Origin of the sequence: Terrabacter carboxydivorans, assembly GCF_039532035.1 — a bacterium.
GTDB lineage: Bacteria > Actinomycetota > Actinomycetes > Actinomycetales > Dermatophilaceae > Terrabacter > Terrabacter carboxydivorans.
The window spans coordinates 36,527-59,652 of sequence record NZ_BAAARE010000007.1 but is presented as its reverse complement, the minus strand read 5'-3'; the positions used below and the strand labels follow the sequence as shown (position 1 = coordinate 59,652).

Genomic DNA, 23,126 nt, shown 5'->3' with positions numbered 1-23,126 from the left:
CGTGCCAGCACAGCGTTTCCACGGACAGATCGCCGGCGTCGGCTCCGCCTCTGGCATGCGGGTCGTCGTCGGCTCGTGGGAGCGCACGCCGCTCGGGTCGTTCGGCGACGCCATGGTCGAGACGGCGGACGGGCACCGCGTGCTCCTCGCGCCGACCGCCGAGGTGGCCGCCTTCATCGAGGCGACCTACGCCTTCGACGAGGTCCGGCTCGAGCCGGTCACGGTGTCCTCAGGCCGCTACCGGTGGCACGTCGAGTCGCCGTCCCTCGAGCTCGACCTGCGGGTCGGTGGCCGTCTGCCGCTCGGCCGGCTCCTGCGCGCCGTCCCCGCGCGCGTCGCGTCGAGCCCGGCGTGGGCGACCATGGTCGACCCGGTGGCGCGAGTCGCCTTGCGGGGCGTGCGAACTCGCGGCACGGCGTTGGCCGGCCGGAGGGAGTACTACGGCGCCACCGACCTGCATGCGGTGACGTCGCTGGACGGCGCCTTCGAGGGTGCACCGCTCGGGGCGTTGGCCGCCGTCGACCCGCCCTGCCGGTTCGGGTTCTCCTCGACACCCGCGCGCCCCTCCGTGACCACGGTGGTCACGACGGTGGTGACCGCCTGACCGCAGCCTCGGGGACGGGAGGCGTCGTGCCTCCGAGGGCCCCGAAGCGTGCGACGTGGTGCCAGACCCGCTTGAGCGACTGCTCGTCGTGCCGGCCCGCGCGGGCGGCCGCGCCGATGACCTGCGGGGTCACGACGCCGTCGACGGCCAGCGACTCACCGAGGGCGACGAACTCGGGTCCGCGGTAGTCCGGGTGCGCCCGCAGCGTCGCCACGTCGAGGCGGTAGCCCGCGTGCCACTCGACCGGGACCCCCAGCCGCAGCGCGTCGCCCTCGACGTCGGTGCCTCGGTAGCCGGGATCGAGGACGAGGGCCTCCACGTCGTCGACGAGGTGCAGCTCGCCGTGCACGTGGGCCTCGACGTAGTCGTCGAGCAGGTCGTGGTCGGTGGCGGCTGCGAGCTCGGCGAGCGCGAATCCCGTTGAGCTGCCGAAGTGCTCAGGCTCGAAGACGCTGTCGGGGAAGCAGAACGTCGTCCGCTCCAGCGTGTGCGCCGCGAGCCGCACGTGGGCCGAGCCGAAGCGCGGCGCCGCGCCGTGCGGACGACGGTGCAGGTCGAGCGCGCCGTACTTCGGTCGCAGCCCGGGCTCGGCGTCGTCGTAGGCGCCCCCGAAGATCCGACTCTCCCACCGCCACCGGTCACCGCCCGGACGTGCCGTCAGCCCGCCGTTGCTCGTGCCGGTCTCGAACTGGGACCGGTAGAGCCCGTCCCGGGCCATGACCGCGAGGATCGGCTCGCCGCGCACGAGCCGGTCGGGGTGGAAGTTCAGCGTGACCCGCAGCGTCGGGTCGAGCGGCGGCCCCACCGAGAGGGCACGCACGTGTGCGAGAGCGCGGCGGACGGCATACGGGAGCGGGGCGGCACGTCGACGCGGAGCGGCTGGTGACGGTCCGTGGCCCATGGGCACATCCTCACATCGTCGGGCGCCCAGCCGGAGGGGGTAGGAAAGGGGAATGGGCACGATGATCGACTTCCCCGAGCACGACCTCACCGCGTACCGCGCCGACCCGACCGGAGAGCCGCGCGGCGCGGTCATCGTCATCCAGGAGATCTGGGGCCTGGCCGACCACATCAAGGACGTCACCGACCGCATCGCGGCCCAGGGCTACGTCGCCGTGGCGCCCGACCTGCTCGGCCACGTCGGACTCACCCCCGAGGTCGGCGCCCGCATCTTCGAGCTGATGTTCAGCGCGTCCGAGGAGGACCGGCTCGCGGCGCAGCCGCAGATGCGCGCGGCCACGACGCCAGCGCGCCAGCCCGAGTTCGCCTCGTGGGCGGTCCCGGCCCTGCGGGCCGTCGTCGACGCGCTCGTCGAGGAGGAGGGCGTCGACGGTCGCGTGGGCGCCGTCGGCTTCTGCTTCGGGGGGACGTATGCGTTCGCCCTCGCCGCCGCCGACCCACGGGTGCGTGCGGCCGTCCCCTTCTACGGCAACTTCCCCGAGAACGCCGACCTTGCAACCATCGCCTGCCCCGTGCTCGCCTTCTACGGCGAGGAGGACCACGGCATCACCGACGGCGTCCCCGAGCTCGAGTCGCGCATGGAGCAGGCCGGCGTCGACTTCTCGGCCCGGGTCTACCACGGCGTCGGTCACGCCTTCTTCAACGACACCTCGCCCTCGAAGTACAACGCCGAGGTCGCGGCCGACGCCTGGGACCGGACGTTGGCGTTCTTTGACGAGCACCTGGTGCGCTGATGGATCCGGCCCAGCAGTCCGCGCAGGAGTCGGCGCCGGAGTCGGTGGTGGAGTCGGCGCAGGACTCCCCGCCCGACGCCATCGGGCCGCTCGTGCTGGGCCCGATGCTGCGCTACATCGGCGAGACCGACGCGACCGTGTGGGTCGAGGCCGCAGCGTCCGCCGCCGTCACCGTCCACGTGGACGGGCGCGACTGGACGGCGCCGACCTTCGCCGTGAAGGGCCACCACTACGCGCTCGTCGTCGTCGACGGGCTCGAGCCGGGCGGCGCCTGGGACTATGCCGTCAGCATCGACGGCGTGCAGGTGTGGCCCGAGCCGGACAGCGCGTTCCCGCCGCCCCGCATCCGCACCATCGACCGCGAGCGGCCCACGCGTCTGCTCTTCGGGTCCTGCCGCACCTCGGTCCCGCACGACCGCAAGGGCCACCAGACCAACGGCGTCGACGCGCTGCGCACCCTGGCGCTGGCGCTGGCCCGCGGCGAGGAGGACTGGCCCGACCTCGTGGCCTTCATCGGCGACCAGGTCTACGCCGACGAGACCTCCGAGGCGATGCGCAAGTTCATCGCCGCGAGGCGCAGCCTCGAGGAGCCGCCGGGAGAGGAGATCAAGGACTACGAGGAGTACTCCCACCTCTACCAGCTGGCCTGGGGCGACGAGGCCAACCGCTGGCTGCTCTCCACCGTCCCGAGCTGCATGATCTTCGACGACCACGACATCCGCGACGACTGGAACACCTCGTGGACCTGGCACGAGGAGATCAACCGCACGCCGTGGTGGCACGAGCGGCTCATGGGCGGTCTCGCGTCGTACTGGGTCTACCAGCACATCGGCAACCTCTCGCCGGCCCAGCTCGCCGACGACGAGATCTACGCCCGCGTCCTGGCGGAGTCTCGGTCCGGCGGTGCCTCCGAGCTCGACCTGACCGAGGCCGTCTTCGACCTCGTGCGCCGGACCGACCGGCACCCCGAGGTCTACCGCTGGAGCTACCGCCGCGACCTCGGCGACAGCCGGCTCGTCATCGTGGACTCGCGCGCCGCCCGCGTCCTCGAGCCCCAGCACCGCTCGATGCTCGACCCCGACGAGATGCGCTGGCTCGACGAGCAGCTGACCGGTGACGTCGAGCACCTGCTCATCGGGACCTCCCTGCCGTTCCTGCTGCCACCGGGCCTGCACGACCTCGAGGCCATCGACGAGACCCTCGCGATGGGGACGCACGGGCGTGTCGCCGCGGCGGGCGCCGAGAAGGCGCGCCAGTCCATCGACCTCGAGCACTGGGCCGCGTTCAACGACGGCTTCGTCGAGGTCTTCGAGATGGTCATGGAGGTGGCCCGCGGTCAGCGCGGCCGCGCCCCGGCGAGCGTCGTCTTCCTCTCCGGGGACGTCCACAACTCCTACGTCGCCGAGGTCGTGGACGCCAGGACCCGCCACGGCGCGAGCTCACGGATCGTGCAGGCCGTGTGCTCCCCGATCCGCAACCCGATGCCCCGGATGGTGCGCGTCATGATGTCGGCGTTCGCACGCGGGCTGGTGCGGCCCATGAGGTTCGTGGCCCAGCACTCCAAGGACGTGCCGGACCCGCGCTACCCCTGGGTCGTCACCGACGGCCCGTGGTTCGACAACTGCCTCGCGCAGCTGACCGTGCAGGGGCGCGACCTCTCGATCGTCTGGCGCGGCGGTGAGATCCGGGACGGTGACGACGCCCACCCCGTGCTGACCACCGTGGCGAGCGTCCGGCTGCCGGGGCCGACTGCCTGACGGCTGCCTGACGGCTGCCCGGCACCTGACGACCTGACGCCTGCCTGACCTCGGCCTCACATTGGTGCGGCCGACCGCCGCCCGTCAGGAAGGTGGCCGGTTCCCCGGCGTAGTTCGGGATGCCCGGGAACAATCGCGCCGCGCCCAGAGTTGAGTCGGGTGAACGCAAGATTTGCGAGTCTGGTTTTGACAATCACGCCGGAGCCGGAGCAGATTGAGCGAGGACCTGTTTCACCAGACCACCAGCATCACGATCTCCACCTAGCTCACAAGGAGTCACCCATGGCACGTGCGGTCGGAATTGACCTCGGTACCACCAACTCGGCCGTCTCCGTCCTCGAGGGCGGCGAGCCGAGCATCATCGCGAACGCCGAGGGCGGGCGCACGACGCCGTCCGTCGTCGCGTTCTCCAAGAACGGCGAGGTGCTCGTCGGTGAGGTCGCCAAGCGCCAGGCCGTCACCAACGTCGACCGGACGATCCGCTCGGTCAAGCGCCACATGGGCACCGACTGGAAGTCGCCCGAGATCGACGGCAAGACCTACACGGCGCAGGAGATCAGCGCCCGCATCCTGCAGAAGCTCAAGCGCGACGCCGAGTCCTACCTCGGCGAGTCGGTGACCGACGCCGTCATCACCGTCCCCGCCTACTTCGACGACGCCGAGCGCCAGGCCACCAAGGAGGCCGGTGAGATCGCGGGCCTCAACGTGCTGCGCATCGTCAACGAGCCCACCGCTGCGGCGCTCGCCTACGGCCTCGACAAGGGCAAGGAGGACGAGCTCATCCTCGTGTTCGACCTCGGTGGCGGCACGTTCGACGTGTCCCTCCTCGAGGTCGGCAAGGACGCCGAGGACGGCTTCGCCACCATCCAGGTGCGTGCCACCAACGGTGACAACCACCTCGGTGGTGACGACTGGGACGACGTCGTCGTGCAGCACCTCATCACGCAGGTGAAGAACAAGACGGGCCAGGACCTGTCCAAGGACAAGATCGCGATGCAGCGCCTCCGCGACGAGGCCGAGCGCGCCAAGAAGGAGCTCTCCACCGCGACGAGCACCAACATCTCGGCGCAGTACATCTCGATGACGCCCGAGGGCCCGATCCACCTCGACGAGACCCTGACGCGTGCGCAGTTCGAGCAGATGACCAAGTCGCTCCTCGACCGCACCAAGGCGCCGTTCCACAAGGTCATCGAGGACGCCGGCATCAAGGTCGCCGACATCGACCACGTCGTGCTCGTCGGTGGCTCCACCCGTATGCCGGCCGTCACCGCGCTCGTCACCGAGCTGACCGGCGGCAAGGCCCCCAACAAGGGCGTCAACCCCGACGAGGTCGTGGCCATGGGCGCGAGCCTGCAGGCCGGCGTCCTCAAGGGCGAGCGCAAGGACGTCCTGCTCATCGACGTCACGCCGCTCTCCCTCGGCATCGAGACCAAGGGTGGCCTGTTCACCAAGCTCATCGAGCGCAACACCGCCATCCCGACGAAGCGCTCCGAGATCTTCAGCACCGCCGACGACAACCAGCCGTCGGTCCTCATCCAGGTCTTCCAGGGTGAGCGCGAGATCGCCCAGCACAACAAGTCGCTCGGCACCTTCGAGCTGACCGGCATCGCTCCCGCTCCGCGTGGCGTGCCGAAGATCGAGGTCACCTTCGACATCGACGCCAACGGCATCGTCAACGTCAGTGCCAAGGACCAGGGCACCGGCAAGGAGCAGAAGATGACGATCACCGGCGGCTCGGCGCTGTCGAAGGAAGAGATCGACAAGATGGTCAAGGACGCCGAGGCGCACGCCGACGAGGACCGGAAGCGTCGCGAGGAGGCCGAGGTCCGCAACCAGGCCGAGCAGCTCGTCTTCTCGACCGAGTCCTTCCTCAAGGAGTCGGGCGACAAGGTCCCCGCCGACGTCAAGACGCCGGTGGAGGAGTCGCTCGCCGACCTCAAGGCGTCCATCGCCGAGGGCTCGGAGGCCAGCGCGGACGACATCAAGGCCAAGGTCGAGGACCTCAACACGAAGTCCCAGGCCATGGGCCAGGCCGTCTACGCCTCCGAGCAGGCCTCCGCCAACGCCGCCGGCGCTGCCGGTGAGCAGGACGGCGCGCCGTCCGGCGAGGGCACGTCCGGCGCCTCGCACGGCGCGGACGACGACGTCGTCGTCGCCGAGGTCGTCGACGACGACGAGGCCAAGGACGCCAAGTGACCGAGTCCGACGGCACCGGCCAGGGCACGTCGGGCGAGCAGCCCGACGTGACCGGCACGGGCGCGACGGGTGCCGGCGGCGACGCCGCCGGCACCCCGCCCCGTGGCGGTTCCGCCAGCTCCGGCGGCCCAGGCGGATCGCCGCACGGGGAGCGCCACCACACGTACTACGAGGGCGGCCCGGGCGCCTCGTCCGAGCCCGGGGGCGAGGACGAGTTCGACCACACCTCGAGCCGGTCCGCCGAGCAGGGTCAGGCCGGCACGTCGGCCCGGCCCGCGGACGGGGAGGAGCCCGAAGGGGTCGCCCTCGCCGAGGAGGACACCATGGCCGCGACGCTGCTCGCGGACCTGCAGCGACTGCAGGCCGAGTACGTCAACTACAAGAAGCGCGTCGACCGTGACCGTGAGGTCATCCGCCACACCGCGGTGGGCAGCGTCGTCGAGTCGCTCCTGCCGGTGCTCGACGACATCCACATGGCGCGGCAGGCCGGCGACCTCGCCGCTGGGCCGTTCGCGGCCATCGCCGACAAGCTCGAGTCCACGCTCGGACGCTTCGGCGTCGAGCGCGTGGGCGAGGCCGGCCAGGAGTTCGACCCCAACGTGCACGAGGCCCTCATGCACGTCGAGGCCGAGCTTCCCGAGGGCGCCACGGGCACCACGGTCGTCCAGGTGCTCCAGCCGGGCTACCGCATCGGTGACCGGCTCGTCCGCGCCGCACGGGTGTCGGTTGCCGACCCCGCCTGAGACGTCCGCCGCCGGGCTGCCCACGCAGCCCGGCGGCATACCCGATGATGGGAGCAGCGAGAGTGCTCCCGTGAAGGAGGAGGTGCGCCATGGCTAGTCAGGACTGGTTCGAGAAGGACTTCTACGCGATCCTCGGCGTGCCCCAGGACGCCGACGCGGCGACGATCAAGAAGACCTACCGCAAGGTCGCCCGCACCATGCACCCCGACCACAACGTCGGCGACACCAAGGCCGAGGAGCGCTTCAAGGAGGTCGGGGAGGCGTATGCCGTCCTCAGCGATCCCGAGAAGCGCCGGGAGTACGACGCCATCCGCGCCATGTCGCACGGGGGTGCCCGCTTCACCGCCGGCGGCGCCGGGGGTCAGGGCGCCGGCTTCGAGGACATCTTCTCCGCGTTCGGTGGCGCCGGCGGAGCCGGCGGCCCGGGCGGCCAGCGCGTGCGTTTCAACACCGGTGGTGCCGGTGCCCAGCCGAACCTCGAGGACATCCTCGGCCAGATGTTCGGCGGGGGAGCGCCAGGCGCCGGCTACGGCGGCTTCGGGGCCACGGGCGGTCCGCGTACGGGCACCGACGTGCAGGCCAACACCCGCATCCCCTTCCGCGACGCGGTCGAGGGCTCGACCGTCTCGCTCAGCTCGCCCGACCTCGGCCGTATCAACGCCCGCATCCCCGCCGGGGTCAAGGACGGCCAGCGGATCCGCTTGCGCGGCAAGGGCCGTCAGGGTGACCCCGGTGCGCCCGCCGGTGACCTCATCCTCACCGTCGCGGTCGACAAGCACCCGGTCTTCGGGCGCGACGGCGACAACCTGACGCTCGACCTTCCGGTCACCTTCGCCGAGGCGGCGCTCGGCGCGACGGTCGCGGTGCCGACGCTCGACGGCGGCTCCGTCAAGGTCAAGATCGCCCCCGGCACGCCGAGCGGACGCGTGCTGCGGCTCAAGGGCCGCGGCGTCAAGCGCGGCGACCATGTCGGCGACCTGCTGGCCAAGGTGCAGGTGGTGGTGCCCCAGCGACTGACCGACGAGGCCCGCGAGGCCGTCGAGAAGATGGCCGCGGCCGAGGACGGCCACGACCCCCGGGCCGACCTGTTCCAGCGCGCCCGGGCCTGACCCGGGCCGATCAGGTCCTGACACGAGACCCGACGAGAGACCGACGAGAGGAGGTGACGACGATGGCTCGCAAGAGCGCCCGTCCCGGTGGGCACGACGACGACGCCCCCGTCTTCGTCATCTCCGTCGCGGCCGAGCTCGCCGGCATGCACGCGCAGACGCTGCGGCAGTACGACCGTCTCGGCCTCGTCTCCCCCTCGCGCACGCGTGGGGGAGGCCGCCGCTACAGCACCCGCGACGTCGAGCTGCTCCGCGAGGTGCAGCGGCTCTCTCAGGAGGGGGTGTCGCTGGCCGGCATCCAGCGCATCCTCGACCTGGAGAACCACGTCGCGGCGCTGCGCTCGCGGGTCGAGGAGCTCTCGGCCGAGCTCGCGTCGGCCCAGGCGGCCCTGTCCTCGGGCGCCCGCGTCTTCGCGGTAGGCCCGCGCGGCGAGATCATGGCGGTCCGTCCCGGGCAGCGGCCGCCGCGGGCGACCTCGTCCCAGGCGCTGGTGGTGTGGAGGCCGGGTCGCTGAACTGACGTCCGTGCGCGGGCCGTGTGACAGACTGTCCCTGCCTCGAGCAGACGGGGCGCGTCGTTGCGAAATGCCCCCGGAGGCAGTTCTTGATCCCTCTCCCGGAGGTCGTGTGACCCCGCAGCACCCTGAGGGCGTCCCCTCGGGCGTCGTCCCCGAGGACGACCGCACCGACTCCCTGTCGGCCGCCAGGAGCGAGATGCGAGAGCTGTTCGACCGCACTGACTGGTCGAGCACGCCCCTCGGGCCGGTCGAGAGCTGGCCGCCCAACCTGCGCACCCTCGTCGACGTCTGCCTCTCGTCGCGGTTCCCCATGCTCGTGTGCTGGGGGCCCGACCTGCTCATGCTCTACAACGACGGCTACCGCACCCTGCTCGGCGAGACCAAGCACCCGGGCGCCTGGTCGCGACCGGTCCGCGAGGTGTGGCCTGAGGTCTGGGACGTCATCTCGCCGATGTTCGCCGAGGTCACCGGCGGCGGTGGAGCGACGTGGGTCGAGGACGAGCTGCTCGTGGTCGACCGTGCAGGCTTCCTCGAGGAGGCCTACTTCACGTGGTCCTACGGCGCCATCCACGACGACGCGGGCTCCGTCGTCGGAGTGCTCAACGTCGCCACCGAGACCACGGCCAAGGTGCTCGCCGAGCGCCGTGCCGACGTGTCGGGCCGGCTGTTCGAGGCCCTCGCCGACGCCACTGACCCCGAGGACGTGCGAGTGCGCTGTCTGCGCGTGCTCCGCTCGGACAACCACGACCACCTGGCGGTCGACCTGCGCCTGGCCCCGGAGGGCGAGCCGCTGCCGACGGTCGACGCGGAGGGCCGGACCGTCCACGTCGTGCCGGTGGTCGAGGCCGGTGTCGCCGAGCCCTCGGGGCACCTGCTCCTGACCGAGAACCCCCGCCAGCCGTGGGGTCCGGCGCTGCAGGTGTACGCCGAGATGTGCGCGTCGCACGTGGCCATGGCCCTGAGCGGGATCCGTCGCCTGCAGGACGAGCGCCATCGGGCTGAGGCCCTGACCGAGCTCGACGCGGTCAAGACCGACTTCTTCGCCAACGTCAGCCACGAGCTGCGCACGCCCCTGACGCTCATCGCCGGACCGGTGCAGGACGCCCTCGCCGCCGACGGTCTCGACCCCGAGCAGCGTCAGCGGTTCGAGCTGATCCGGCGCAACACCGAGCGCCTCACCGGTCTCGTCGACCGCATCCTCGACCTCACGCGCATCGAGGCCGGAGGGGTCGAGCCGCACGTCGTGCAGGCCGACGTCGAGGAGCTCGTCGCCGGCATCGCGGCGAACTTCCGGCCCGCCATCGAGCGCACCGGACTGACCTTCGAGGTCGTCTGCGACGAGCTCGACCACGAGGTCTACGTCGACGTCGACATGTTCGAGCGCACCGTGCTCAACCTGCTCGCCAACGCGCTGAAGTTCACGCCCCGCGGCGGCATCGAGCTGCGCCTCACCAGCGGCGCTACGGGGTTCTCCGTGGCGGTGACCGACACGGGCATCGGCATCGCCGAGGAGGACCTGGTCCACGTCTTCGACCGGTTCCGCCAGCTCGACCGCGGCGAGGACCGTCGCTCACGCGAGGGCGCCGGCATCGGCCTGTCGCTCGTGCGCCAGCTCGTCGACCTCATGGGCGGGCGCATCGCCGTCGAGTCGGAGCCGGGGAGCGGCAGCACCTTCGCCGTGTCGTTCCCGTGGGGTGAGCCGGCAGCGCACGCGGCGCTACGCCCGTCGATCACGCCGAGGTCGGCCGAGTCCTTCATCCACGAGGCCAGCAGCTGGGTCGTCCGGGACGACGTCGCGGCCCGCATGGTCCCCGGCTCCCACGGCGAGGTGGGCGCCTCCACGTCGTCCACGTCGCCCATGTCGACCCAGCCCGCGGCCGGCGGGGTGCGACCGACGCTGCTCGTCGTCGAAGACAACCACGACATGCGCGACTACATCGCCCGCCACTGCGTCGTCGACTACGACGTCGTGTCGGTGCGTGACGGGGTCGAGGCGCTCGAGCACCTCCGCGCGCGACGACCCTCGATCGTGCTGGCCGACGTCATGATGCCGCGCATGGACGGCCTCACGCTGGTGCGCGAGATCCGTGCCGACCCCCAGCTGCGCGACCTGCCGGTCGTGCTCCTGTCGGCGCGCGCAGGCGTGGAGGCCAGCACCACCGGACTGCTCGAGGGCGCCGACGACTACGTCGTCAAGCCCTTCCAGCCGGTGGAGCTGCGCGCGCGGCTGGCGGCCAACCTCGTCCGGGCTCGTTCCCGCTCGCGCGACGCGTCGTGGCTGCGGGCCATCCTCGGCGCCATCCAGGAGCCGTTCGTCGTCGTCGACGCCGACGGCCTCGTGGTCCAGGTCAACGACGTCTTCACCCGCACGTTCGGCTGGTCGCTCGCAGACGGTCCGCTCGTCCCGCCCTACCCGTGGTGGGTGCCAGAGTCTCAGTCGGCCGTCGAGCACGAGCAGCACGGCAGGCGCATGGACCTCCTCCGAGCAGGTCACCCGGTGGAGGACGACCGCTACCGCATCCTCCGTCGGGGCGGCGGAGAGGCGTGGGTGCACGTGCGCTCGGCCTCGGTGCCCGGCACCGCCGACCACGACGGGTTCATCATCGCCGTCGTCCGCGACGAGACCCGGGAGCGCGAGTCGCGCATGCGGCGCGAGCTCGCAGCACGCATCGCGGTCGACCTCGCGACGGCCGACGACCTCGACCAGGTCCTCGCCACCGCCGTCACGGGCTTCACCGTGCTCTTCGACGGCGAGGTGACCCTGAGCGTCTCGCCGAGCAAGGGCGAGTCGGTCGTGCTGTCGCCGCGCGGTCGCGTCGACGTCTCCGAGCTCGACGAGGGCATCCGGCGCGGGCTCCTGTCGGAGCCGCACGGCCGCGACGTGCTCGTCGGGGAGAAGCGCGAGGGACTGCTGCTCGTGCCCACGGCGCACGAGGGCGACTGCCGGTCCTGGGTGCAGTTCGACGAGCCGCGGATCGTCTCGAGCGACGAGCTCATCGTCGGCGACCTGCTCGCCCAGTCGCTGGGGCAGGCCGTCGACCGCGTGATCGCCCGCCAGGCCCGCGCGGACAAGGAGCGCCAGCTCGAGCAGGCCATCGAGAGCCACCGCCTCATCGGTCACGCCGTCGGCGTCCTCATCGAGCGCCACCGCATCACGGCGAAGCAGAGCTTCGAGATGCTCCGGCAGGCCTCGCTCAACCGCAACATCAAGCTGCGCGAGATCGCGGCGCGCGTCGTCGAGAGCGGCCAGGACCCCGACCGGGCCTGAGCCGGGACGACCTGCGCCGACCTCCGGGAGCCCTCGCGGCCCCGGAGGTCGTCGCGTCCCCGGGCTCCTCGGGCTCCTCGGGCTCCCCGGGCTCCCCGGGCTCCCCGGGCTCCCAGGGCTCCTAGGGCTCCTCGGGCTCCTGGGGCTTCCCGGTGGGCCGGGCGTGGCCCCTGAGCTCCCGCGAGCATCCTTGTGACCCGTGCCGACCGGGGTGACGGGAAAGGTCCGTCGTGTCGTTTTTGCCGCGCGGCGCGACGGGATGCAACACTGTGCTGCCTCCAAGTACGCGGGCCTTCCCACGCATACTCTGGAGGCCCCCCGTGAGCGTCCCGCGCCCGGCGACCGCAGCCACCGACGCGACCGACGCATCCGGACGCCCGGGCGCCGCCCGCACCCGGGCAGCGGCCCGCCAGCTGGTGCGGTCCGACGACCTCGAGGAGGCGCTCGCCGTCGCGGGCGCGGCCATCGGCGAGGTCCTCGACGGCGAGGCGGTGCTGCGCGTGCGCACCACCCAGCACGACCTGCACGCGAGCGCCTCGGGCGTCGTCCCGCCGGCGGCCCTGTCCTCGCTCGCGCTGTCGGTGCTGTCCCTGCCCCATGACGTCGACGGCGCTCCCCAGGCATCCGGCCACGCCCCCGGCATCCTCATCGAGTCCACCGGCGGCCACGCCACGTGCCGGGTCTGGGTCGACACCGCCCACCCGCCGCACGAGGATGCCGCGGAGCGCACCCTGGCGGAGCTGCTCCTGCACTGCCTGGCTCAGTCGGTGGACCGCATCGTCATGGTGGACCGGGTCCGCCAGAACGAGGCGAACCTCGAGCGGGCCGTCGAGAGCCACCGCCTCGTCGGCCAGGCGATGGGCATCCTCATCGAGCGCCACCGCATCACCTCGGAGGAGGCGTTCGAGGTGCTGCGGCGCGCGTCGCAGGACCACAACACCAAGCTGCGCGAGGTCGCGCGGCGCGTCATCGAGACGGGTGCCGAGCCCGACGACGTCGTCTGACCGCCCTACGCTGGGGCCGTGGACACGACGCCTGCCGGGGACGCGCCGGGGGAGCACCTCATCGTGCTGCCCGAGCGCGAGACCGCCGAGTCGCTCGCCGACGACCTCGAGGCGGAGGGCCTGGCCGACGTGCGGGTCGTGCGTGAGGCCCTCGCCGGCGAGGACGACGCCCAGGACCACGAGTGGGCGGTCTACGTGCGCACGCCCTCCGACCCTGCGTACGCCGTGCGCTTCGCCGCGCTCGCCGCCGAGCACGGCGGGTGGTACGACCCGGACCCTCGCGACTGAGTCAGAACGGGTCACCGGCTCAGCGCATCACCGGGTCGCGGGGCAGCAGGTCGGCGGGTCAGCGCGTCACGCGCACAGCTGCACCGGAGCCAGTGGGTCCGCGGATCGCCGGGTCGCCGGGACAGCTGCACCGGAGTCAGCGCGTCACGGGCCAGCGAGTCAGCGGCCGAGCAGGCGAGACAGGAAGCCGCGCGGCGGCTCGATGATGGCGGGCGGGAGGTCGCGGCCCGCGTCACCGCGGCCCGACTCGCCGCTGCCGGAGACGGCGTGGGCGCTCGCGGGCGCAGGAGTGCCACCCAGCGCGGTCGTCACGGTGTCGAGCAGGCTGTCGACGTCGGCCATCTCGTAGCCGCGTCGCGCCGTGGTCGTCGGGAAGGGGCTCGCCGCGACGGTCGCGAGGATCTCCTCGTCGGCCACCCCCATGCCGAGCTGGCCGACGAGCTGGTCGACGAGGTCGTCGACGGCGTCCTCGGCGTAGCCCGTCCGGAACTGGGTCGTGCGGAAGCGCGCGGCGCGCAGCTGCTCGGCGAGCGTGCTTCGGTCCATGCCGTGAGCCTAGGTCGGCCAGGGTCGAGCGCCGGGAGGGTGCGTGCCGGGGCGCGCCACGCGGCATACGTCACCTTCCCGTGCCCGCACGAAGTTGAGTGGAATACACTCAAGTCAGCGCCGGTTGACGCCAGTGACCTCATCCCCGCACCAGGAGCACGCATGGACCTACAGCTGACCAACAAGGCTCAGGAGGCCTTCGCCCAGGCCGCGACCACCGCGACCGGCAAGCACCACCCGAACATCGAGCCGGCTCACCTGCTGCTCGCGTTGGCAGCCCAGGGCGGCACGACGACACCGGCCCTGCTCACCGCCGGCGGTTCCAGCGTCGCCGCAGCGACGGCCGCGGCCGAGCGCGCCATGGCCTCGATGCCGCAGGTCACCGGAGGCACCCAGCAGCCGCAGCTCTCGCCCACCGCGGCGCGGGCGCTCCAGCAGGCGCAGCAGTACATGACGGCCATGGGCGACTCCTACGTCTCCACCGACCACCTGCTGCTCGCCCTCGCCCGCACCGGGCAGTTCGGCCTCGACGCCGACGCGATCGAGAAGGCCATCCCCGAGCTGCGCGGCGGCCGCCCCGTCACCTCCGACAACCCCGAGGGCACCTTCGAGGCGCTGGCCAAGTACGGCACGGACCTCACAGCCCGCGCCCGTGAGGGCAAGCTCGACCCCGTCATCGGCCGCGACGCCGAGATCCGCCGCGTCGTGCAGGTCCTGTCCCGCCGCACGAAGAACAACCCCGTCCTCATCGGTGAGCCCGGCGTCGGCAAGACCGCCGTCGTCGAGGGCCTCGCCCAGCGCATCGTCGAGGGCGACGTGCCCGAGAGCCTGCGCGACAAGACCCTCTACTCCCTCGACCTCGGGGCGATGCTCGCCGGGGCGAAGTACCGCGGCGAGTTCGAGGAGCGCCTCAAGGCCGTCCTCGAGGAGATCAAGGGCAGCGACGGCCAGATCGTCACCTTCATCGACGAGATCCACACCGTCGTCGGTGCGGGCGCCGGCGGCGAGGGCGCCATGGACGCCGGCAACATGCTCAAGCCCATGCTCGCCCGCGGCGAGCTGCGCCTCGTCGGCGCGACGACGCTGGACGAGTACCGCAAGCACATCGAGAAGGACGCCGCGCTCGAGCGCCGCTTCCAGCAGGTCTTCGTCGGCGAGCCGTCGGTCGAGGACACCATCGCGATCCTGCGCGGGCTCAAGGAGCGCTACGAGGCCCACCACAAGGTGACCATCGCCGACTCGGCGCTCGTCGCCGCGGCCTCGCTGTCCGACCGCTACATCAGCGGCCGTCAGCTGCCCGACAAGGCCATCGACCTCATCGACGAGGCCGCGTCGCGGCTGCGCATGGAGATCGACTCCAGCCCGGTCGAGATCGACGAGCTGCGTCGGTCCGTCGACCGGCTCAAGATGGAGGAGTTCGCGCTCGAGCAGGAGACCGACGCCGCCTCGCGCGACCGCCTCGAGCGGCTGCGCAAGGACCTCGCCGACCGCAGCGAGGAGCTCGCCGCGCTCAACGCCCGGTGGGAGGCCGAGAAGGCCGGCCTCAACGCCGTCGGCGACATCAAGGCCAGGATCGACGACCTCCGCGTGCAGGCCGACCGGCTCCAGCGTGAGGGTGACCTCGCCGGCGCGTCGAAGATCGCCTACGGCGACATCCCCGCGCTCGAGAAGCAGCTGGCCACCGCCCAGGAGCGCGAGGCCGCTGCCACGTCCGTCGACGAGGAGCCCATGGTCAAGGAGGAGGTCGGCGCCGACGACATCGCCGACGTCATCTCGGCCTGGACCGGCATCCCGGCCGGACGGCTCATGGAGGGCGAGTCCGAGAAGCTGCTGCACATGGAGCAGCACATCGGCGCCCGCCTCATCGGCCAGGCCGACGCCGTGCGGGCCGTCTCCGACGCGGTGCGCCGCACCAGGGCCGGGGTCTCGGACCCCGACCGCCCCACCGGCAGCTTCCTCTTCCTCGGCCCGACGGGGGTCGGCAAGACCGAGCTCGCCAAGAGCCTCGCCGACTTCCTCTTCGACGACGAGCGGGCCATGGTCCGCATCGACATGTCGGAGTACTCCGAGCGCCACTCGGTCGCCCGCCTCATCGGTGCCCCTCCCGGCTACGTCGGCTACGAGGAGGGCGGCCAGCTCACCGAGGCCGTGCGTCGCCGGCCCTACTCGGTCATCCTGCTCGACGAGGTCGAGAAGGCCCACCCCGAGACGTTCGACATCCTGCTCCAGGTGCTCGACGACGGCCGCCTCACCGACGGGCAGGGTCGCACGGTCGACTTCCGCAACGTCATCCTCGTGCTGACCTCCAACCTCGGGTCGCAGTTCCTCACCGACCCGCTGCTCAGCCCCGAGGCACGTCGCGAGTCGGTCATGGGCGTCGTGCGCTCGTCGTTCAAGCCGGAGTTCCTCAACCGGCTCGACGAGGTCGTCGTCTTCGACGCCCTGAGCCGCGACGACCTCGCGCACATCGTCGACCTGCAGGTGCGGGCCTTCGCTGAGCGGCTGGCCGACCGGCGCATCACCCTCGAGGTCACCGACGAGGCACGCCAGTGGCTCGCCGCCCGTGGCTACGACCCGGCCTACGGCGCCAGGCCGCTGCGCCGGCTCGTGCAGCGCGAGATCGGCGACCGGCTGGCCCGGGGGCTGCTCTCGGGCGAGGTCCGCGACGGTGCCACCGTCCAGGTCGGCGTCGACGCGGCGGGGGAGTCGCTCACCCTCGGCTGAAGACCTCTGCGTCCCAACCGAACTCACGGGCGGCCGCGACGTTCTCGTCGCGGTCGTCCGTGAACCACACCTCGTCGCGGGCCACCACGCGCCCGAGGTCGGCCTCGATCGCTCGGTGGGCGGCGGCATACGCCAGCGGGTCGGGCTTTACCACGCCGAAGTCCGCGCTGTTGAGCAGGCCGTCGAAGAGCCGGGTGATCCCGAGCAGCTCCAGCTCCTGCGGCACGTAGTCGGTGCCGTTGGTGAAGACGTAGGTGCGGTGGCCTGCCGAGCGCAGCGCCTCGAGCCGCTCGACGGTCTCGTCGATGACCGAGCCGCGGTGCTCGCGCCAGCGCGTCATGTGCTCGCGCACCCGCGCCGGCTCGGGGACGACGTCCTCGAGCGCGACGCAGATTGCGGCATACCACTCGTCGAAGGTGCGCCGGCCCGTGATGGTCGGCAGGAGCAGCTCGCTGCGGAACGCCGTCGCGGCGACGTGCCCGGCGGGCAGCCCCAGGGCCGCCTCGATGCCCGGGTCGGCGTCGCCCGGGGTGAAGTCCCGCACGACGCCGTCGAGGTCGAAGACGTATGCCGTGTGGTCCCTCACACCGCCCCGTCGCGCTGCTGGCGCTCGCCGGCAGGCACCGAGTCGGCGTGCGAGGAGTCCGTTGCGTGCGTGGAGTCCGTCGGGTCAATCGACTCGGTGTAGCCACTGTCGGCGCTCGTGGCGTCCGTGTGACCGGAGTCGGTGTGGTGGGTGTCGGAGCGGCGGCTGTCGGCGGTGGACGACTCGTCGGCCCACGACGCGGTGCCGTCGCTGACGCTGCCCTCGGCGCGGCCGGTCACGACGTCGGCGACCGAAGGGCCCTCGCGCTCGCGCCACTCGGCCTCGCGGCGGGCGAGCTCGGCCTCGCGGGTGTCGAGACCCTCGTGCCGCGCGGACAGCTCGCTCTCGCGGCGGCGCAGGTCCTCGTCGCGCAGGCGGGCCTCCTCGAAGCGGTGCTCGTGGTCGCGGCGGGCGGCCTCGGCGGTCTCCTCGACCTCGGCCAGGCGAGCCGCCTCTTTCTCCTCGCGTCGCACGCGGGCGCGCCGACGGGCCGCGGCGGCGACCATGGCCCAGCCGATGGCGAAGAGCAGGACCGCGACCGCGCCGTAGAGCACGAGCTCGAAGGGCGTCGCGTTGCGCGTGAAGCCGAAGGCGGAGACCGCGACCGTCCCGGCGGCCGCGTGGGTCGCGAGGTAGGTGACGACGCCGGCCCCGGCGCCGACCAGCAGCAGGATCAGTCCGAGCAGGGCCATGGTTCGTGCTCCTTCGTCAGGTGGCGGGGTGGTCCCGCCGTGATCGTCCCCGACCCTAGCCATACCCACATCGACGCAGACGTCCGAGCGGCCCGCCCGGAGCGCGGTCCCGCCTCGGTTAGCCTGACCACCATGCGCATCCAGGCAAAGCTCGCCGCCGCTGCCCTCTCGGCGCTCTGCGTCGTCCCGGTGGCGGCCTGCTCGAGCGACTCGGGGACCACCTCGGGAGCGACGCAGCAGTCACCGGCGCAGCAGCTCGCAGCCGCCAAGGCGAAGGTCGACGCCGCGCCGTCGGTGCACCTGAAGCTGGCGAGCGCCAACGTGCCGCAGGGCGCCACGGGCGTGGTCTCAGCCGACGGTTGGGGCAAGCACCCGCCGGCCTTCAAGGGCACTTTCAAGGTGACGCTCAAGGGCGTGCAGGCCGACGCAGAGATCACCTCGCTCGACGGTGACGTCTACGCCAAGCTGCCGTTCATCCCGGGCACCAACAAGATCGACCCCAAGACCTTCGGGCTGCCCGACCCGGCGACGCTCTTCTCCCCGGACAAGGGTCTGACGACGCTGCTGACCGCGACGACGTCGCCGGTCGCGGGCGACAAGGTGCGCCAGGGCTCCGAGGTGCTCACGACCATCAAGGGGGGCCTGCCCGGCAAGGCGGTCACCGACCTCTTCCTCATCGGCGACAGCACCGGCACCTTCACGGCGACCTACGGCCTGACCGACGCGCAGGAGCTGCGGCAGGTCGTCCTCGTCGGTCCGTTCTTCGGGGCGGGCACCAGCTCGACCTACACCCTGACGCTCGACCAGTACGGCCAGCCCGTGACGATCACCAAGCCCTGACCTGCCGGTGACCTCCTCCGCCCCGCCGGTCGCCGGACCTGCGACGAGCGCCGGCCCCCACCGCCTCGCGCTGCTCTCCGCGGCCTCCGCGGCCGTCGCGCTCGCTGCCGCCGACACCTACGTCGTCGTCCTCGCCCTGACCGACATGATGGCCGGGGTCGGCATCGGCATCGACGCCCTCCAGCGGGCGACGCCGATCATCTCCGGCTTCCTGCTCGGCTACATCGCGGTCCTGCCGCTCATCGGCCGCCTGTCCGACCTGCTCGACCGGCGGCGCATCCTGCTCGGCTGCCTCCTCGTCTTCGTCGTGGGCTCGGCCGTCACGGCGCTCGCGGTCGAGATGCCGGTGCTCGTCACGGGCCGTGTGCTCCAGGGCATCGGTGGTGGCGGGCTCGTGCCGGCGACGCTCGCGCTCGTCGCCGACCTGTGGCCCCCGCACCGCCGTGGCACGCCGCTCGGGGTCGTCGGTGCCGTGCAGGAGCTGGGTTCGGTGCTCGGGCCGGTGGTCGGCGCCCTGGTGCTCGCGTGGTCGGGGTGGCGGGCGATCTTCTGGCTCAACGTCGCCGCGGCCCTTGTGCTGTATGCCGTCATCCACCTCCTCGGCACCCGCGGGCTTCCGGCGGGGCAACCTTCGGGGGAGCGGTCCACGGAGTCGGCGGAGGAGTCGGGGGAGGCGCCGGGCGAGGCGGTCGGGCGAGCGGTCGGTGGGCCGCCCTGGGACCCGTCGCCGGTGGCGGGTCCTCGTCGTCGGACCGTGACCGTGGTGGCCGCTGTCCTCACGACGCTCGGGCTCGCTCTCACAGGGCTGGCCCTTGCGGCGCCCGACGCGCTCGTCACCGACGTCGCCCTGGGAGCGCCCTTCGTGCCCTTCGCCGGCACGTCGCGGGTGCTGACCCCCATCGGCATGGCCGGGCTGGGGCTGCTGCTCGTCGTCGCGCTCCTGACCGCGCCCCGGTGGTGGTCGGTGCTGCGCCGCGCCGACCTCGTCGGGGCCGCGCTCGTGGCGGTCGCCCTCGGCAGCCTCGTGCTGACCTTCGCGTCGTCGGACCCGGAGAAGGAGGTCGTCGGTCCGCTGGGCTACAGCCTGCTCCCGGTCGGCGCGGTGGCGTTGCTCGTCCTGGCCTGGTGGCACCGCCGCGCTGCCGACCCGCTCATCCCGCGCGGTGTCGTGGGCGCCCGGGGTCTGCGCGCCCTCCTCGTCAGCCTGCTCGTCGGGGCGGCGCTTGTCGCGGTCGTCGTCGACGTCCCCCTGCTCGCCCGGCTCACCGACTCCTACGACGAGACCGGTGCCGCGCTCGTGCTCGTGCGGTTCCTGCTCGCGGTCCCCGTCGGGGCCCTCGTCGGCGGGTGGTCCCTGCGCCGTCTCGGCGACGGCGCGGTGGCCGGCGTCGGCCTGCTGCTCGCCGGCGGCGGCATGCTCGTCATGGCGCACTGGACGCTCGACTCCGTCAGCCGCACGTTGCCGACCACGGTCGTGCTCGTCCTCGTCGGTCTCGGCATGGGCCTGGCCCTCGCCCCCGTCAACAACGCCGCGCTCGCCGACTCACCGGCGCACGCGCACGGGGTCGCGAGCTCGCTCGTCGTCGTCGCCCGCATGGTCGGGATGGTCGTCGGGCTCGCTCTGCTCACCTCGATCGGACTCAACCGCTACTTCGAGGCGGTCCGGCGCCTGCCGAACCAACTCGACACCGCCGCCCTCATCGGGGCGGGCGTGGTGCAGGTGCAGACGGTCTTCCTCGGCGGCGCGATCGCGGCCCTGGTCGGTGCGGCCGTCGCGTTCACGCTGGGCGTCACCGGTCGGCACGCGAGCGGGCTCGAGCCGGAAGACGCCGACGCGCCCCGCTTCGTCGCCCTCTGACCGACAGGGAGCGTCGGGCGGCAGACGTGTCACGCTGGCGTCCGACGCCGGCCGAGACCCGGACGTCATGGCTGCTCAGGCGGTCGACGTGCTGGCGCGCATCTCCGCGAGCAGACCGCGCACCTCGTCGGCGAGGACCTCGGTGGCCTCCCACGGCAGCATGTGACCGCCGCGGGCGATGTCGACGAACGTCGCGTGCGGCAGCGCGACACGCAGGGCGCGCGCTCGCGTCACCGGCATGAGCGGGTCCTGGCGGCCGGCCACGATGGAGACCCGTACGCGCTCGAGCGCGGGGAAGCCGGCCCGCTGGTCGACGGTGAGCAGCGCACCGTAGAAGGCGGCGAAGGTCGTCAGCTTCGTCGCGGCGACCTGCTCGCAGGCGGCTTCGACGTCCGCCGGGTCGGCGCCGTCGCCGAAGAGCCCGCGCACGAGGGCGCGGATCCGGCCGTTGCCTCCCGGGGGCAGCGGCAGGCCCTTGGCGGCCAGGCGCATGACGGCCGCCTCGCCGGTGCGCTCGCCGAGGGCGACATGCGATGACGCCGTCGCGACGAGGAGCGCCGCCCGCACCCGGGAGCCGAAGAGGTCGGGCCGGTGCTCCGCGAGTGCCATGACCGTCATGCCGCCCATCGAGTGCCCGGCCAGCAGGACGGGGGACGTCGGCGGCACGACGCTGCGCAGCACGACGTCGAGGTCGCGCCCGGTGTGCTCGACCGTCACCGAGGCGATCTCGGTCCGGCGCAGCCCGATCGTCGAGCGTCCGTGCCCTCGCTGGTCCCACAGCACGATCCGGACCGGCTCGTCGGCGAGCCTCCCGACGACGGGGAGCCAGCTCTCGTGGTTGACGGCCCACCCGTGGGCCAGGACGAGCGTCGGCGCATCCGGCGGCAGCTCGGGGTCGGCGTGGGTGTGGACGGACAGGATGGCGCCGTCGGGCGTGACGATGCCGCGGCGGTCGTGGCGCTTCACGCGTCGGACCCCGACGGCTCGCCGACCTGGAAGACGACCGGTGCGTGGTCCGACGCGCCCTTGCCCTTGCGCTCCTCGCGGTCGATGGCGGCGCCGACGACGCGCCGGGCGAGCACGGGGGAGCACAGCGCGAAGTCGATGCGCATGCCCTGGCGCTTGGGGAAGCGCAGCTGCGTGTAGTCCCAGTAGGTGAAGGTGCCGGGCTCGCTCGTGTGGGGCCGCACGACGTCGCTGAAGCCGGCGTCGAGGACGGCCTGGAACGCGGCGCGCTCGCCGGGTGAGGTGTGCGTGCGGCCCTCGTAGTACTCGACGCTCCACACGTCGGCGTTGGTCGGAGCGATGTTCCAGTCGCCGAGGAGCGCGATCTGCGCCTCGGGGTCGTCGGCGAGCCACTGCCGACCGGCTCCGGCCAGCGCGTCGAGCCAGCTCAGCTTGTAGCCCAGGTGCGGGTCGTCGAGGGCGCGGCCGTTGGGCACGTAGAGCGACCAGACGCGGACGCCGTTGCAGAGCGCCCCGATGGCGCGGGCCTCGGGCGCCGCCGGCTCGCCCCAGCCGGGCATGCCGTCGAAGCCGACCTGCACGTCCTCGAGGCCGACGCGCGAGACGACCGCGACGCCGTTCCACTGGCTGAGGCCGTGGTGGGCCACCTCGTAGCCGAGGGCCTCGAAGCGCTCCAGCGGGAACTGGTCCCCGCGGGCCTTGGTCTCCTGGATCGCGAGCACGTCGACCTCGGTGCGTTCGAGCCAGGCGGCGACGCGGTCGATGCGGGACCGGATGGAGTTGACGTTCCAGGTGGCGATGCGCACAGTCGGCCACCCTAGACCGCCGCGACCACGTCGTGTGCCTAGGGTGAGCCGCATGACTGCACAGCGCGCGACGCGACCCACCGCCCTCGTCACGGGCGCCAGCGCCGGCATCGGCCAGGAGTTCGCGCGCCAGCTCGCGGCCCGCGGCCACGACCTCGTGCTCGTCGCCCGCGACCGCGCGCGCCTCGAGGCCCTGGCCGCAGAGCTGACGAGCAGGTATGCCGTGTCGGCCGAGGTGCTCGTCGCCGACCTCTCGGACCGTGGGGCGTTGCAGGCCGTCGCCGACCGGGTGGCCGACCCGGACCGACCCGTGGACGTGCTCGTCAACAACGCCGGCTACGGCCAGCGCCGCAGCTTCCTGCGCAACGACGTCGAGGTCGAGGAGGCGGCGTTCGACGTGCTCACCCGTGCGGTGCTCGTGCTCTCGCACGCGGCCGGGGTCGCGATGCGCGAGCGCGGCCGGGGTCGCATCGTCAACGTCTCGTCGGTGGCGGGCTTCATCGCCTCGGGGTCCTACTCGGCGGCCAAGGCCTGGGTGACGACCTTCAGCGAGGGGCTCGCGAGCGAGCTCGCCGGCTCGGGCGTCACGGTGACGGCCCTGTGCCCCGGCTTCACCAACACCGAGTTCCAGCAGCGGGCCGGCATCAGCAAGCCGGGACCCGACTTCATGTGGCTCGACCCGGCCCGGCTCGTGTCGGACTGCCTCGACGACGTCGGCAAGGGTCGCGTGCTGTCGGTGCCGGGGCTGCAGTACAAGGCCGTCGTCGGGCTCCTGCGGGTGCTCCCGCGCTCGCTGGTGCGCAGCCGGGCGCGCCTCGTCCGCCGCTGACCGCGCCTCTCGGCACGCCGTCGGACGCGCTGACAGCGTGCGGCTGGAGCCCGTCCGTCCGGGCTTTGACTTCGAGTACTTGAAGTTCCTACCGTCGT

20 protein-coding genes are annotated in these 23,126 nt (G+C 72.6%); 14 read left to right on the top strand and 6 right to left on the bottom strand.

Translation table 11 applies throughout. The annotated features are described in order from the left end of the window. Position 1 precedes the first annotated feature (1 nt). On the top strand, positions 2-604 hold the full coding sequence (locus ABD297_RS08940) for a hypothetical protein (protein ID WP_344254535.1): 603 nt from the start codon (positions 2-4) through the stop codon (positions 602-604). Here ABD297_RS08940 and ABD297_RS08935 read toward each other — a convergent pair. Then, entirely contained in the window at positions 582-1,505 is a 924-nt protein-coding gene (locus tag ABD297_RS08935) for a DUF3626 domain-containing protein (RefSeq protein WP_344254534.1), read from the bottom strand. The genes ABD297_RS08940 and ABD297_RS08935 overlap by 23 nt on opposite strands. A gap of 52 nt (positions 1,506-1,557) precedes the next feature. On the opposite strand from ABD297_RS08935, the gene ABD297_RS08930 reads away from it, so the two are divergent. From ABD297_RS08930 to ABD297_RS08890, 9 genes are all read left to right on the top strand, one after another. Beyond that, positions 1,558-2,298 carry a dienelactone hydrolase family protein gene (locus ABD297_RS08930; RefSeq protein ID WP_344254533.1) on the top strand — a complete coding sequence of 247 codons (741 nt, stop codon included), beginning with the start codon at positions 1,558-1,560 and terminating at the stop codon, positions 2,296-2,298. Continuing rightward, positions 2,298-4,055, top strand: coding sequence for an alkaline phosphatase D family protein (locus tag ABD297_RS08925; RefSeq protein ID WP_344254531.1), 1,758 nt, complete (start codon positions 2,298-2,300; stop codon positions 4,053-4,055). The genes ABD297_RS08930 and ABD297_RS08925 overlap by 1 nt, the downstream gene beginning before the upstream one ends. A gap of 282 nt (positions 4,056-4,337) precedes the next feature. Beyond that, positions 4,338-6,251, top strand: a complete 1,914-nt coding sequence (gene dnaK, locus ABD297_RS08920) for a molecular chaperone DnaK (protein WP_344254530.1) — start codon at positions 4,338-4,340, stop codon at positions 6,249-6,251. After that, the gene (locus ABD297_RS08915) at positions 6,248-6,994 is read left to right on the top strand and encodes a nucleotide exchange factor GrpE (protein ID WP_344254528.1); all 747 of its coding nucleotides are present in this window, start codon (positions 6,248-6,250) and stop codon (positions 6,992-6,994) included. The genes dnaK and ABD297_RS08915 overlap by 4 nt, the downstream gene beginning before the upstream one ends. 89 nt (positions 6,995-7,083) lie before the next feature. Continuing rightward, positions 7,084-8,103 carry a DnaJ C-terminal domain-containing protein gene (locus ABD297_RS08910; RefSeq protein ID WP_344254526.1) on the top strand — a complete coding sequence of 340 codons (1,020 nt, stop codon included), beginning with the start codon at positions 7,084-7,086 and terminating at the stop codon, positions 8,101-8,103. Positions 8,104-8,165: 62 nt separating this feature from the next. Then, a complete protein-coding gene (locus tag ABD297_RS08905) occupies positions 8,166-8,618 on the top strand; it encodes a heat shock protein transcriptional repressor HspR (protein WP_344254525.1) in 453 nt (150 codons plus the stop codon). A gap of 112 nt (positions 8,619-8,730) precedes the next feature. Next, entirely contained in the window at positions 8,731-11,889 is a 3,159-nt protein-coding gene (locus ABD297_RS08900) for an ATP-binding protein (protein WP_344254524.1), read from the top strand. A 320-nt stretch (positions 11,890-12,209) separates the two neighbouring features. Then, positions 12,210-12,893: an ANTAR domain-containing protein gene (locus tag ABD297_RS08895; RefSeq protein WP_344254523.1), complete on the top strand. Its 684-nt coding sequence runs from the start codon at positions 12,210-12,212 to the stop codon at positions 12,891-12,893. A gap of 18 nt (positions 12,894-12,911) precedes the next feature. Continuing rightward, positions 12,912-13,181 (top strand): hypothetical protein, encoded by a 270-nt coding sequence (locus ABD297_RS08890; protein WP_344254522.1) that lies wholly within the window; start codon positions 12,912-12,914, stop codon positions 13,179-13,181. Between the two features lie 159 nt (positions 13,182-13,340). On the opposite strand, the gene ABD297_RS08885 is transcribed toward ABD297_RS08890, so the two are convergent. Further along, on the bottom strand, positions 13,341-13,727 hold the full coding sequence (locus tag ABD297_RS08885; RefSeq protein WP_344254521.1) for a DivIVA domain-containing protein: 387 nt from the start codon (positions 13,725-13,727) through the stop codon (positions 13,341-13,343). 162 nt (positions 13,728-13,889) lie between these two features. On the opposite strand from ABD297_RS08885, the gene clpB reads away from it, so the two are divergent. Next, positions 13,890-16,451, top strand: coding sequence for an ATP-dependent chaperone ClpB (gene clpB / locus ABD297_RS08880; RefSeq protein WP_344254520.1), 2,562 nt, complete (start codon positions 13,890-13,892; stop codon positions 16,449-16,451). Here clpB and ABD297_RS08875 read toward each other — a convergent pair. Together ABD297_RS08875 and ABD297_RS08870 are read right to left on the bottom strand one after the other, a co-directional pair. Further along, on the bottom strand, positions 16,438-17,037 hold the full coding sequence (locus ABD297_RS08875) for an HAD family hydrolase (RefSeq protein WP_344254519.1): 600 nt from the start codon (positions 17,035-17,037) through the stop codon (positions 16,438-16,440). The genes clpB and ABD297_RS08875 overlap by 14 nt on opposite strands. Further along, positions 17,034-17,729: a hypothetical protein gene (locus tag ABD297_RS08870; protein WP_344254518.1), complete on the bottom strand. Its 696-nt coding sequence runs from the start codon at positions 17,727-17,729 to the stop codon at positions 17,034-17,036. The genes ABD297_RS08875 and ABD297_RS08870 overlap by 4 nt, the downstream gene beginning before the upstream one ends. 132 nt (positions 17,730-17,861) lie before the next feature. On the opposite strand from ABD297_RS08870, the gene ABD297_RS08865 reads away from it, so the two are divergent. Further along, positions 17,862-18,569 (top strand): LppX_LprAFG lipoprotein, encoded by a 708-nt coding sequence (locus ABD297_RS08865; RefSeq protein WP_344254517.1) that lies wholly within the window; start codon positions 17,862-17,864, stop codon positions 18,567-18,569. A 7-nt stretch (positions 18,570-18,576) separates the two neighbouring features. Then, the gene (locus tag ABD297_RS08860; protein WP_344254516.1) at positions 18,577-20,427 is read left to right on the top strand and encodes an MFS transporter; all 1,851 of its coding nucleotides are present in this window, start codon (positions 18,577-18,579) and stop codon (positions 20,425-20,427) included. A gap of 75 nt (positions 20,428-20,502) precedes the next feature. Here the strand turns inward: ABD297_RS08860 and ABD297_RS08855 are convergent, their stop codons facing one another. Further along, positions 20,503-21,393 carry an alpha/beta fold hydrolase gene (locus ABD297_RS08855; protein WP_344254515.1) on the bottom strand — a complete coding sequence of 297 codons (891 nt, stop codon included), beginning with the start codon at positions 21,391-21,393 and terminating at the stop codon, positions 20,503-20,505. Continuing rightward, positions 21,390-22,199 carry an exodeoxyribonuclease III gene (locus tag ABD297_RS08850; protein ID WP_344254514.1) on the bottom strand — a complete coding sequence of 270 codons (810 nt, stop codon included), beginning with the start codon at positions 22,197-22,199 and terminating at the stop codon, positions 21,390-21,392. Before ABD297_RS08850 ends, ABD297_RS08855 begins: the two co-directional genes overlap by 4 nt. Before the next feature lie 52 nt (positions 22,200-22,251). Between ABD297_RS08850 and ABD297_RS08845 the strand changes: the two genes are divergently transcribed. After that, positions 22,252-23,028 (top strand): SDR family NAD(P)-dependent oxidoreductase, encoded by a 777-nt coding sequence (locus ABD297_RS08845; RefSeq protein WP_344254513.1) that lies wholly within the window; start codon positions 22,252-22,254, stop codon positions 23,026-23,028. The last annotated feature ends 98 nt before the right edge of the window (positions 23,029-23,126 follow it).